Origin of the sequence: Mycobacterium colombiense (assembly GCF_001665835.1) — a bacterium.
In the GTDB taxonomy this organism is placed as follows: Bacteria; Actinomycetota; Actinomycetes; order Mycobacteriales; family Mycobacteriaceae; genus Mycobacterium; species Mycobacterium colombiense_A.
In genome coordinates, this window is sequence record NZ_LZSX01000068.1 from 40,383 (window position 1) to 52,441 (window position 12,059).

10 protein-coding genes are annotated in these 12,059 nt (G+C 68.4%); 5 read left to right on the top strand and 5 right to left on the bottom strand.

Annotated features, from left to right (window positions below; genetic code table 11):
- Positions 1-14: 14 nt before the first annotated feature.
- Positions 15-3,590, top strand: coding sequence for a cobaltochelatase subunit CobN (gene cobN / locus A5760_RS13495; protein ID WP_064881497.1), 3,576 nt, complete (start codon positions 15-17; stop codon positions 3,588-3,590).
- Between the two features lie 9 nt (positions 3,591-3,599).
- Here the strand turns inward: cobN and A5760_RS13500 are convergent, their stop codons facing one another.
- From A5760_RS13500 to A5760_RS13515, 4 genes are read right to left on the bottom strand one after another with little or no spacing between them, the layout of a single operon-like run.
- On the bottom strand, positions 3,600-4,403 hold the full coding sequence (locus A5760_RS13500) for an SDR family NAD(P)-dependent oxidoreductase (RefSeq protein ID WP_064881499.1): 804 nt from the start codon (positions 4,401-4,403) through the stop codon (positions 3,600-3,602).
- 2 nt (positions 4,404-4,405) lie between these two features.
- A complete protein-coding gene (locus A5760_RS13505) occupies positions 4,406-5,038 on the bottom strand; it encodes a TetR/AcrR family transcriptional regulator (RefSeq protein ID WP_064881501.1) in 633 nt (210 codons plus the stop codon).
- A 4-nt stretch (positions 5,039-5,042) separates the two neighbouring features.
- Positions 5,043-6,188, bottom strand: coding sequence for a sulfotransferase family protein (locus A5760_RS13510; RefSeq protein ID WP_064881503.1), 1,146 nt, complete (start codon positions 6,186-6,188; stop codon positions 5,043-5,045).
- Positions 6,185-7,423, bottom strand: coding sequence for a DUF1214 domain-containing protein (locus tag A5760_RS13515; protein WP_082279461.1), 1,239 nt, complete (start codon positions 7,421-7,423; stop codon positions 6,185-6,187). The genes A5760_RS13510 and A5760_RS13515 overlap by 4 nt, the downstream gene beginning before the upstream one ends.
- A 126-nt stretch (positions 7,424-7,549) precedes the next feature.
- Between A5760_RS13515 and A5760_RS13520 the strand changes: the two genes are divergently transcribed.
- Positions 7,550-7,939 carry a PPOX class F420-dependent oxidoreductase gene (locus A5760_RS13520; RefSeq protein WP_064881505.1) on the top strand — a complete coding sequence of 130 codons (390 nt, stop codon included), beginning with the start codon at positions 7,550-7,552 and terminating at the stop codon, positions 7,937-7,939.
- Positions 7,940-7,952: 13 nt separating this feature from the next.
- Entirely contained in the window at positions 7,953-8,816 is an 864-nt protein-coding gene (locus A5760_RS13525; protein ID WP_064881507.1) for a type 1 glutamine amidotransferase domain-containing protein, read from the top strand.
- A gap of 4 nt (positions 8,817-8,820) precedes the next feature.
- Here the strand turns inward: A5760_RS13525 and A5760_RS13530 are convergent, their stop codons facing one another.
- Positions 8,821-9,528 (bottom strand): dienelactone hydrolase family protein, encoded by a 708-nt coding sequence (locus A5760_RS13530; protein ID WP_064881509.1) that lies wholly within the window; start codon positions 9,526-9,528, stop codon positions 8,821-8,823.
- A 73-nt stretch (positions 9,529-9,601) separates the two neighbouring features.
- Between A5760_RS13530 and A5760_RS13535 the strand changes: the two genes are divergently transcribed.
- Positions 9,602-10,135 (top strand): FxsA family protein, encoded by a 534-nt coding sequence (locus tag A5760_RS13535; RefSeq protein WP_064881511.1) that lies wholly within the window; start codon positions 9,602-9,604, stop codon positions 10,133-10,135.
- Positions 10,136-10,225: 90 nt separating this feature from the next.
- Entirely contained in the window at positions 10,226-11,815 is a 1,590-nt protein-coding gene (locus A5760_RS13540; RefSeq protein ID WP_064881513.1) for an amidohydrolase, read from the top strand.
- Positions 11,816-12,059 lie beyond the last annotated feature (244 nt).

The following is a 12,059-nucleotide window of genomic DNA, read 5'->3' on the forward strand; positions in this document are numbered from 1 at the left end:
GGTACGAATGACGGGTGGCTGAGCCGACCATCCTGCTGTTATCGACATCCGATACGGACCTGATCAGCGCCCGTTCCAGCGGGAAGAACTATCGGTGGGCCAACCCGTCGCGGCTGTCGGAAGAGGAGCTGCCCGACCTGCTGGCCGGCGTCGCCATCGTGGTGGTGCGGATCCTCGGCGGCTACCGGGCGTGGCAAAGCGGCATCGACACGGTGATCGCCAGCGGGGTGCCCACGGTGTTGGTCAGCGGCGAGCAGGCCGCCGACGCCGAGTTGACCGGTCTGTCCACGCTGGCGGCCGGCATCGCGGTGCAGGCGCACATCTACCTGGCCCACGGCGGTGTGGACAACCTGCGCCAGCTGCACGCCTTCCTCTCGGACACCGTGCTGATGACCGGGTTTGGATTCACCCCGCCGGTCGTGACCCCGACGTGGGGGGAACTGCCGCGGCCGAACGCCGTTGATACCGACGGCCCGACGATCGCCGTGCTGTACTACCGCGCGCAGCACCTGGCCGGCAACACCGGCTACGTCGAGGCGCTGTGCCGGGCCATCGAAGACGCCGGCGCGCGGGCGATGCCGGTCTACTGCGCATCGCTGCGCACCGCCGAACCCGAACTGCTGCAACGGCTGGGCGACGCCGACGCCATGGTGGTCACCGTCCTGGCCGCCGGGGGACTGAAGCCGGCCACGGTGTCGGCCGGCGGCGACGATGACAGCTGGAACGTCGAACACCTTGCCGCGCTGGATATCCCGATCCTGCAGGGACTGTGCCTCACCAGTCCCCGCGACCAATGGCGCGCGAACGACGACGGCCTGAGCCCGCTCGACGTGGCAAGCCAGGTGGCGGTGCCCGAGTTCGACGGCCGCATCATCACCGTGCCGTTCTCCTTCAAAGAGATCGACGACGACGGACTGATCTCTTACGTCGCCGACACTGAACGGTGCGCCCGGGTCGCGGGCTTGGCGGTCCGCCACGCGCGGCTGCGCCATGTCGCCCCGGCGGATAAGCGGGTGGCCCTGGTGTTCTCGGCCTATCCCACCAAGCACGCCCGCATCGGTAACGCGGTCGGGTTGGACACGCCGGCCAGCGCCGTCGCGCTGCTGCAGGCGATGCGCGAGCACGGCTACCGGGTGGGTGAGTTGCCGGGCGTCGAGGCCAACGACGGCGACGCCCTGATCCACGCGCTGATCGAGCGGGGCGGACACGACCCCGACTGGCTCACCGAAGGCCAGCTGGCAGGCAACCCGATCCGGGTGTCCGCCAAAGATTACCGCGAATGGTTCGCGACCCTACCCACCGAGTTCACCGACGCCGTCACCGAGCACTGGGGCCCGGCACCCGGGAATCTCTTTGTGGACCGCAGCAACGATCCCGACGGCGAAATCGTCATCGCCGCAATGCAATCGGACAACCTGGTGCTGATGGTGCAGCCGCCCCGCGGCTTCGGCGAAAACCCGGTCGCCATCTACCACGACCCTGATCTGCCGCCCAGCCACCACTACCTGGCCGCCTATCACTGGCTCGACGTCGGCTTCGGGTCGCACGCGGTGGTGCATCTGGGCAAGCACGGCAACCTGGAATGGCTGCCCGGCAAGACGCTGGGCATGTCGGCGGCCTGCGGCCCCGACGCCGCGCTGGGCGACCTGCCGATGATCTACCCGTTCCTGGTCAACGATCCCGGCGAGGGCACACAGGCCAAACGGCGCGCGCACGCCGTTCTGGTCGACCATCTGATCCCTCCGATGGCGCGCGCCGAATCCTACGGCGACATCGCGCGTTTGGAGCAGCTGCTCGACGAGCACGCCAACGTCGCCGCGCTGGACCCTGGCAAGCTGCCCGCCATCCGCCAGCAGATCTGGACGCTGATGCGGGCCGCGAAGATGGACCACGATCTGGGCCTGACCGAACGTCCCGAGGAAGACTCGTTCGACGACATGCTGCTGCACGTCGATGGCTGGCTGTGCGAGATCAAGGATGTCCAGATCCGCGACGGCCTGCACATCCTGGGGCAAAAGCCCACGGGGGAAGCCGAACTGGATCTGGTGCTGGCGATCCTGCGGGCTCGCCAACTGTTCGGTGGCGAGCACACCCTGCCCGGATTGCGACAGGCCCTGGGTTTGGCCGAGGACGGCACCGACGACCGGACCGCGGTCGATCACACCGAGGCCGTGGCCCGCCAGCTCGTCGCCGCCCTGCAGGCGACCGGCTGGGATGCCGATGCGGCCGAACGGATCGCCGGCGCGCCCGACGTCGCCGCGGTGCTGCGATTCGCGGCCACCGAAGTGGTGCCGAGGCTCGCCGGTACCGCCGCCGAAATCGAGCAAGTGCTGCGCGCCCTGGACGGCCGGTTCATCCCGGCCGGCCCGTCCGGATCCCCGCTGCGCGGCCTGGTCAACGTGCTGCCCACCGGCCGCAACTTCTATTCCGTCGACCCCAAGGCGGTGCCGTCCAGGCTGGCCTGGGAAGCCGGTGTGGCGCTGGCGGATTCGTTGCTCACCCGCTACCGGGACGACCACGGGCAGTGGCCGCAATCGGTCGGGCTGTCGGTGTGGGGCACCTCGGCCATGCGCACCGCCGGTGACGACATCGCCGAAGTCCTTGCCCTGCTGGGTGTTCGGCCGGTGTGGGATGACGCGTCGCGGCGTGTCGTCGATCTGGCGGCGATTCCGCTGGCCGAGCTGGGCCGTCCGCGCATCGACGTGACGGTGCGCATCTCCGGCTTCTTCCGGGATGCCTTCCCGCACGTCGTGACGATGCTCGACGACGCGGTGCGGTTGGTCGCCGAGCTCGACGAGGCCGCTGAGGACAACTTCGTCCGCGCGCACGCTCAGGCCGACCTGGCTCAACACGGCGATCAACGCCGCTCCACCACAAGGATTTTCGGATCCAAGCCGGGCACCTACGGCGCGGGGCTGCTGCAGCTGATCGACAGCCGAAACTGGCGCGACGACGCCGACCTCGCCGCCGTGTACACGGCGTGGGGCGGCTTCGCCTACGGCCGCGACCTCGATGGCCGCGAGGCCGTCGACGACATGAACCGGCAGTACCGGCGCATCGCGGTGGCCGCGAAGAACACCGACACCCGCGAACACGACATCGCCGACTCCGACGACTATTTCCAGTACCACGGGGGCATGGTGGCCACGGTGCGGGCGCTGACCGGTCAGGCGCCTGCCGCCTACATCGGTGACAACACCCGCCCCGACGCGATCCGCACCCGCACGCTGTCGGAGGAGACCACCCGCGTGTTCCGGGCGCGCGTCGTCAACCCGCGCTGGATGTCGGCGATGCGACGGCACGGATACAAGGGCGCGTTCGAGATGGCGGCGACGGTGGACTACCTGTTCGGCTACGACGCGACGGCCGGGGTGATGGCTGACTGGATGTACGAACAGCTCACCGAGCGCTACGTGCTGGACCCGGAGAACCGCAAGTTCATGTCGGAGTCCAATCCCTGGGCGCTGCACGGCATGGCCGAACGGCTGCTGGAGGCGGCCGGGCGTGGCATGTGGGCGCAGCCGCAACCGGAAACGCTCGACGGGTTGCGCCAGGCGCTGCTGGAGACCGAGGGCGATCTGGAAGGCTGACGGGGCCCGTCAGATGAAGTCCGACCCGCCATCGACGTTGACCGTCGCACCGGTGACATAGCCGTTGCGCCGCGACGCCAGGTAGGCGGTAAGGGAGGCGACCTCTTCGGGCAGTCCGGCGCGGCCGAGGTCACAGGGCTGGTGAAAGTTGTTGTCGATCCAGGTCATGACGTCGACCGGATTGGTGGCGTCGAGGCCATCGGCGGCGAGGATGTCCTTGAGCGCTTCGGTGAAGCTCGCGGTGACGATGGTTCCCGGGCACACGCAGTTGACCAGAATGCCGTCCTCGGCAAGGCTTTTCGATAGGTTCTTGGTGACACTGGCCAACGCCGATTTCGATGCCGTGTAGGCGATGATCCGCGGGTTTTGCCGCTGAATCGAATGCGCGGACAACGTCACGATGCGGGCCCAGTCCGCGGAGCGCAGCAGCGGCAAGGCGGCGCGAATCGATCGGACGGCCGACATCGTGCCGAGGGTGAACGCCTCGTCCCACTGTGCGTCGTCCATCTGCTCGAAGTAGCCGTCGCCCGGCCCGATCGTGTGGACCAGGCTGTTGAGTTGCCCCCAACGTTGCGCGACGGCGGCGAAGCCGGCGGTGATGGACTCGCCGTCGGTCATATCCACGCTGATGCCCACGGCATCCGGAGCGCCCGCCCGGCGCAGCGACGAGACGGCGGCATCGAGCGCCTGGTGGCCTCTGGCCATCACCGCCACGCTGGCTCCTTCGGCCGCAAGGGTTTCGGCGATGGCCAGCCCCATGCCCTTGCTGCCGCCGGTGACCACGGCCGTCGATCCGGCAAGGCCCAGGTCCATCGCTAGTCTCCTTTGCTCGATCCTGCGACCCGCGCGCCCAGCCCACGCAGGCAGAACTGCAGCATGCGTTCGCGGAGAACGTTGCGGTCGAAATCGCCGGTCGCCCAGTGTTGGTTGATGCCAGCCCAGACCACCCCGTGAATGAACTGAGCGTCCGTCATCGGGTCGACGTGATGGAACACCCCGCGCTGCAGGCCGCGCTGCAGCGCCTCGCTGAGCGGCTTGAGCATCACCGCGTATGCGGGCTGAACAAGTGCGGAGGACTGCGACTGAGCTTCCATCGACAGACGACGCAAGTCGGATCTGATGTTGTCATCGAACGCCAGGTCGAGTCGTCCATCGATCCACGCCGCGACCGCGTCGACCTCCGTGGCGGCAGGTGCCATCCGGCGTCGCAGTCGCCGTTCCTCCGCGCGCGCCATGTCGAGAAAGAGCGCGGCCACCAAATCGTCCTTGGATAGGAAGTGCCGATAGAACGCCCGGGTGCCCAGCGCGGCCCGGTCGAGCACCGCGCCGATGCTGAGCTTCCCAATTCCCTGCTCCCGCAGCACGGTTGAAGCGGCGGCCAGGATCTCGCGGCGCACCGCTGCGTCCGGGCCGAGTTTTTCGCGTCGCCGCGTGCGGGGAGTGCTCACGGATTCAGGCGGTCGCGTCGTAGGTGGCGAGATAGTCCGCAAACCGCTCGCGAACGCCTTCAGGTGTCAGGCCGTAGTCGGCCAGGGCGTAGTCATGTGCGCCGCGGGAGCCGGGCCGGTGGTCCGTGGCCCAACCCGTGACCGCGGTGAGGGTGGCATCGGTGAAGTTCAGGCCCAGGGTGTCGTAGCTGGTTTGCAGCGTGGCCACCGGATCCGTCTGGAGGTCCGCGAACGAGACGTCGGCGAATCGGTTGTCGCCCATCCGGCTGCGGAAATCCATCGCCCGCCGGACACCTTCGACCCAGCTGTCGACTTGCTCGGCGCCGAGTTCGCTCGCGTCGTCACGGTCGCTGCTCCAGCTACGCACATACCGGATCAGGCTGCAGACCGAACCCATTACTTTGGCCGGGTCGCGGTGACTCCACAGGAATTTGGCGTCGGGATATGCCTCGACGAGGGCGTCGAGGGCAAACATGTGCACCGGCGTCTTGAGATGCCACAGCACCGGCGGACAGTGCCATTGCAGCAGCCGGAGCACTCGCCGATGAAAGGTGTAGGTCTCGCGCATGTCGCAGCCCATCAACCACCCGAGGTACCCGGGTGCGCGCACGGCACCGTCAAAGTGGAACGTGCGGAAGCTCATTCCCATCAGGTCCTGGCATTCGGTCGGCGCTGTGGCCTCGGAGTTGTACAAGGTCTTCATCAGCGGGAACATGTCGTCGAGCATCTTCAGGCCGGCCTCGGCCTGCGCGATCCGCGGGTCGCTGTGTTCGGTGGCGGCCTCCGGCGGTGGGGTAGGCGCTTGCGACTCCCACATCCGCAGCGATCGGAACTGGGGATCGGCGGCCACCAGCTGGCTCAGCGCGGTGGTTCCGGTGCGCGGCAGGCCGATGACGAAGACCGGGCCCCCGACCACCTGGTCGTCGATCTCGGGGTGCTGCCGGTAGGCGTCCTCGACCTTGAGGCGTTGGATCAGGGCATTGCTGATGGTGGCGTGCTGGATGACCCGTCCGATGTCGTTGAGGTCCGCCTCGCTGTTCAGCGCGTCGACGATCCGTTCTAGTCCCTCGCGATAGTAAGACGATCCGAAATCGTCCAGACCGGTTGCGGTTCGAGCGCCGTCCTCCAACTCGTCAGCGTCGAAGGTCACCGTCCGAACCTTTCGTGCACCGCGCGGCGCCGTGCCGCGAGGATTGATGCGCGCTCTTCGGGGGTGACTTGTGCGGTGTCCGAAGGCAACTCGGTGCGGATATCGTCGAACGGCACCACTCGTGTCGTCGGTGTGGGCGCCGTTTCGGTCCGCACGCAGCGCAGGATGATCGGGCCGTTGCTGTGGCCCGCGGTGTCGAGCCAGTTGGCGACCCCGGGGTCACGATCGCACAGCACCACGCGGACCAATCCATCGGAATCGAATGCGGCTTGATGGGCGTTCAGGCTGGACTGATGGCGCCCGTAATGGATCGTCTCCCACCACGGGTTGCCGATCGAGAAGCTCCAATAAATGCCATGTGGTGGTTTCACTTCGACGATGAGGGCCTCGCCCGGGCGCAGTTCCCACCGGCCTATCACCGGCCGGTTTTCCGCGGCGGCCCCCATGTCGGTGCGATCGATCGGGGGCAGGAAGCCGTTGGGCGGTGCGGCGCGCCCGAACTGCAAAAAGAACGCCAGGTTGTCCGCGACGAAGTCGCCGAGGGCGGTCAGTTGCCGTGTCACCGCCGAGTAGGGATCGACCGGAGGCGCGGTAGCCCGGATCGGGTCACCGAGTCGCTCGATGCGCAGCGACGATGCCACCTCGGTATCCCAGTCGTAGAAGAAGTGCCGCACCGTCAACGTGGGGTGCTCACCTTCGATAGGCATCCAATTGCCCGCTCGCCCCGGGTGTTTCGAGGCCGACAGCACCACCTCGAAGTTCCCGTCTGGATCGGTTTCGAGCTCGTCGACCAACGCGTTGGCGGTGGCGGTGATGCCGTTCATCGTCTGCAGCCCGACGTAGCGGGCGGTGCCTCGGTTGCCGAACAGCCGATAGCTCTCCCCGCCGCGGAGCGCGGCGCGGGTGTAGAGGCAGTCCGGGCACTCCATGCCCCACGTCACGATGTCGTCGGTGCTGGTGCGTTGGACGCGCAGCGCCGGATCCGGATCGAACCGCAGCGCCTCGTCGATACCCGCGGTGAGCAGTACCAGCAGGTGCCGGATTCCGGCTGCGACGTCGATCCGATTGCGGCTTGCCGGCTCGGATTCGACGGTCTGCGCGGCTTCGTTGAGCCGACTCAACAGTTGTGACCACGCCGCAGACAGATCGGGAACGCTCGCCTCGCCCGTCGATTCCATGGCCGCCTCGGCGATCGTGAACGGCAACCACGCCAGCGGCTTCTTCGGATCGCCCATGATTGCCTACTTCGATCGAGCTCGGCGGTCTTAACTGAAAATAACGTTTTCATTTAGCTGTCACGACTATCGCAGCCCAGCGCTGAGAATGTCAACGCCGCGACCCCGCGGCGGTACGTTGTTCTGGTGACGCCGACCTTCGCCGACCTTGCCAAGACGCAATACATCCTGCTGACCACGTTCACCAAGGACGGCAAGCCCAAGCCGACGCCGATCTGGGCCGCCCTGGACAAGCAACGCGGGGACCGCCTCCTGGTCATCACCCAGGAAAAGTCGTGGAAGGTCAAGCGAATCCGCAACACCCCGCGGGTCACGCTGGCCACCTGCACCATGAACGGCCGGCCCACCAGCGAGGCCATCGAGGGGACCGCGGCGATCCTCGACAAGTCGGAAACGGCCGCCGTCTACGACGCGATCGGCAAGCGCTACGGCGTCGTGGGCAAGGTGTTCAACTTCTTTAGCAAGCTGCGCGGCGGCATGGACAACAACGTCGGCCTCGAACTGAAAGTGGCCTGAACGCCAAGGCGCCGTGGCCACCGTTCTCATCCCGATCCCGGACCGCGACTTCGACCCGACCGAGGTCGCGGTCAGCTGGAGGGTGTTGACGCGAAGCGGCCACCGGGTGGTCTTCGCGACCGAAACCGGCACGCCCGGGGTGGCCGACGACATCATGGTGACGGGCCGTGGACTGGATGTCTGGTCTGTGCTGCCACTGCTGGGTGCCATCCCGCTGATCGGGCTGACGCTACGCGCCAACAAAGATGGGCGTAGGGCCTACCGAGACATGGTGCACTCCAACGAGTTTCAGCATCCGTTCAGCTGGGCGGGGGCCACCCTCGACGGCGTCGACGCGGTGCTGTTGCCGGGCGGGCACCGCGCCCGCGGGATGCGCAGCTACATCGACAGCGGCATCCTGCACCGGCTGGTGGTGGAGGCCTTCGCCCGCAAGCTGGTGGTGGCCGCCATCTGTCACGGAGTGCTGCTCGCCGCGCGCAGCGTCGATCCCGAAACCGGCCGTTCCGTCCTGTACGGACGCAAGACGACGGCGTTGACGTGGGCAATGGAGCGGTTGGCCTGGCGCCTCACCCGACTGACCCGGTTCTGGGATCGCGACTATTACCGGACCTATACCGAGGAGCCGGGCCAACCCGGGGGGTACATGTCGGTGCAGTCGGAAGTCACACGCGCGCTTGAAGATCCGGCCGACTTCCGTGACGTCGCCCGCGGGTCACCGCACTGGCGGCGGAAAACCTCGGGCATGGCGCGCGATACGACAACCGACTCGCGGCCCGCATTCGTCGTCGATGACGGCGGCTACGTCTCGGCGCGCTGGCCCGGTGATACCCACACGTTCGCAACGGTGTTGGCGCAGAAGCTGAACGCGGCGCGCTGACCCGTCACGTCGCGGCGCCCGTGCTCAGATGCTCGCCGAAGAAGGCGAACACCCGCCGCCACGCGTCCTCGGTTGCCTCGTGGTCGTAGCCGAAACCCGCGATGCGAAGCAGCGGTTGCCCCGGCAGCTCGTTGGCGAAGCCGTGCCCGACGCCCGGATACGTCTTCACATCGGCGGTGATGGTCTTGGCCGCGATGGTCTTGTTCAGCTTCTCGGACGCACCCCGGCCCAGCGGGTCACGGCCACCGAAGCTGGCCACGACCGGGCACGCGCCGTCGAGCGTCTTGTCCAGGTTGCGTGGCAGGGGAGTGCCATAAAACGGAGCGGAGGCACCGAAACCCTTGGGCGACATGACAAGAGCGAACTGGCCGCCCATGCAGAAACCCGCGATGCCCACCTGGCCGGAACATTGCTGCATGGCCTTCAGGTGATCGCGCGCGGCCAGGATGTCGTCGAGGGCGCGGCCGCGCTGCGTCTGCAGCTCCTTCATGACGCGGATGATGCAGCGGATGCGGCCACCGCGCGAATACAGGTTCGGGGTGAGCGCCAGATAACCCGCCGCGGCGATACGGTCGTTAATCGACTGCTTGTCCCGGCCGTAGCCGATCGCGTCGTGGATCACCACCACACCCGGCCACGGGCCTTGTCCCGAGGGCGTGCTCAGCAACGCATCGATCGGTCCATCAGGGGTATCGATCTGAATCGTCGTCATAGCGTCATCTAACTGCAATCACACTGGCGAGCACCACGGGAACTTGGGCGCGGTCCACACGCGTTGGTCTGGCATGGTGTCGCGGCTGTTGCTGATCTACGCCGTCGTCGAACTCGCGGTGATCTTCACGCTGGTGTCGACGATCGGATGGGGCTGGACCCTGCTGGCCCTGGTGGGGACCTTCCTGCTCGGCTGGGGCATCGTGGCGCCGATGGCCGGGTCGCATCTCATCCGCCGGATCGGGCAACTGCGCTCGGGCCGCACCGACCGACGCGCCGCGGGCGATGGTGCGCTGGTCAGCCTGGCCGCGCTCCTCGTCCTCGTTCCCGGCCTGGTCAGCACGGCGCTGGGCTTGTTGCTGCTGATCCCGCCGGTGCGGTCGGCCGTCGGCCCTGGGTTGACGGCCAGGGCGGTGCGCACGCTGCAGCGCCAGATGCCGGGACTCAGTTACGCGAACGCTTTCCGCGCGGAGCCCCACCCGGCGTCGTATCCGAGCGGGTACTACTCGGATACCGGGTATGGCCACGGCGACTACATCGACGGCGAGGTAATCGATGTCCGCGACGGCGAGACGCCGGCGCGGCCGCAACGATTCGACGGACGCTGACGCGGCGCGGGGCACCCGCCGACCGTCACTCGCCATCCGAACGCACGTAGTTTTGGCATGTGACCGATCGTGACCGTTAGTCCCGCACCGGTGACCCTGTTGATCAATGGCCGGGTGCACAGCCCGGTCCAGCCCGACGCGACCGCGATGGCCGTCCGCGACGGCCTGGTGGCATGGCTGGGCAGCGACGAGGTCGGCCGCCGCTTGTTTCCCGACGCCGACGTCGAAGATCTCCTGGGCGGGTTCGTGGCGCCGGGATTCGTGGACAGCCACATCCATCTCACCGCCACCGGGCTGACGCTCAGCGGGCTGGACCTGCGCCCGGCCGCCTCCCGCGCCCAGTGCCTACAGATGGTCGCCGAGTACGCCGCCGCACACCCCGGCCAGCCCGTGTGGGGCCATGGCTGGGACGAAACCTCGTGGCCCGAGAACGCCCCGCCCAGCATCGGAGACCTGGACGCCGTCCTCGGCGACCGGCCCGCCTACCTGGCCCGCGTCGACGTGCACTCCGCGCTGGCGTCGACGGGCCTGCGACGGCTGGTCACGAAGCTTCCGGCGGCGGCGGGTTTCAGCGCCGAGGGGCCGCTGGCCGGCAACGCACACCATCTGGTGCGCGGCATTGCCCGCGACCTGCTGACGGGCGAACAGCTCGCCGAGGCCCGCGCCGCAGCGCTGCGGGCCGCCGCGGTGGCCGGCATCGTCGCGGTCCACGAATGCGCCGGCCCCGAGATCGGGGGGATCGACGACTGGCTGCAGTTGCGGGCCCTCGATCATGGCGTCGAGGTGATGGGTTATTGGGGTGAGCCGGTGAGCAGCCCCGCCCAGGCGCGCGAGCTGATGGCGGCGACCGGAGCCCACGGGCTGGCCGGTGACCTGTTCGTCGACGGCGCCCTGGGGTCGCGCACCGCGTGGCTGCACGAGCCGTACACGGACGCCCCGGAGCGCACCGGAACCTGCTATTTGGATCCCGATGCCGTCGAGGCGCACGTGCGGGCATGCACCCAGGCCGAGGTCACCGCCGGATTCCACGTCATCGGGGACGCCGCGGTCGCGACTGCGGTGGAGGCTTTCGAGCGCGTCGTCGCCGACCTCGGGCCGGTCGCCGTCGCCCGTTGCGGGCACCGCCTCGAGCACGTCGAGATGGTCAGCGCCGATCAGGCCGCCAAACTGGGCCAGTGGGGCGTCATCGCCAGCGTCCAGCCCAATTTCGATGCGCTCTGGGGCGGCGTCGACGGCATGTACGCGCGACGGCTCGGCACCCAGCGAGGCAGTCGGCTCAACCCGTTTGCGCTGTTAGCATCCCAAGGCGTGCCCCTCGCGCTCGGTTCCGACGCTCCGGTCACGGGCTTCGACCCGTGGCTGAGCGTGCGCGCGGCGGTCAACCACCGCACCCCCGGCAGCGGGATCTCGGCGCGGGCCGCGTTTGCTGCCGCCACCCGCGGCGGCTGGCGGGCGGCCGGTGTCCGCGACGGCAAGGCGGGCACGCTGGTGCCCGGAGCGCCGGCCTCGTACGTCGTCTGGGATGCCGGGGACCTTGAGGTGCACGCCCCGCTCGACACCGTCCAGCGCTGGTCGACGGACCCGCGGTCGCGCGTGCCGGCGCTGCCGCGATTGGGGCGCGACGATGCCCTACCGCGGTGCCGGCGAACGGTGCATCGGGGCGCTGTCATCCATGGCTAGGTACCGGCTGGGCGACGACGAGCCCGCGGACCAAACCGATGCGGCCGACGAGGACCTGCCGCGGCGGCCTGACACCGACCCCATCAGCGACGAGGCCGAATCAGACCGCGACGAACAGCCCGCCGAGGTCCGCGTCGAGCCCGAAGCCAGCGACGGCGAACCCGACCCGGACGAGGACGCCGCGGAACCGGAATCGCCCGAGCGGCAGGCGGGCGGCGCGAGTCTGGGTGGCTGGCTGGGGACC

Excerpts from the sequence above, each read along its gene's own strand:
- A5760_RS13515 (WP_082279461.1), bottom strand. The coding sequence starts at position 7,423 with ATGGGCGATCCGAAGAAGCCGCTGGCGTGGTTGCCGTTCACGATCGCC.
- A5760_RS13530 (WP_064881509.1), bottom strand. The coding sequence starts at position 9,528 with ATGACGACGATTCAGATCGATACCCCTGATGGACCGATCGATGCGTTG.
- A5760_RS13500 (WP_064881499.1), bottom strand. The coding sequence starts at position 4,403 with ATGGACCTGGGCCTTGCCGGATCGACGGCCGTGGTCACCGGCGGCAGC.
- A5760_RS13535 (WP_064881511.1), top strand. The coding sequence starts at position 9,602 with ATGGTGTCGCGGCTGTTGCTGATCTACGCCGTCGTCGAACTCGCGGTG.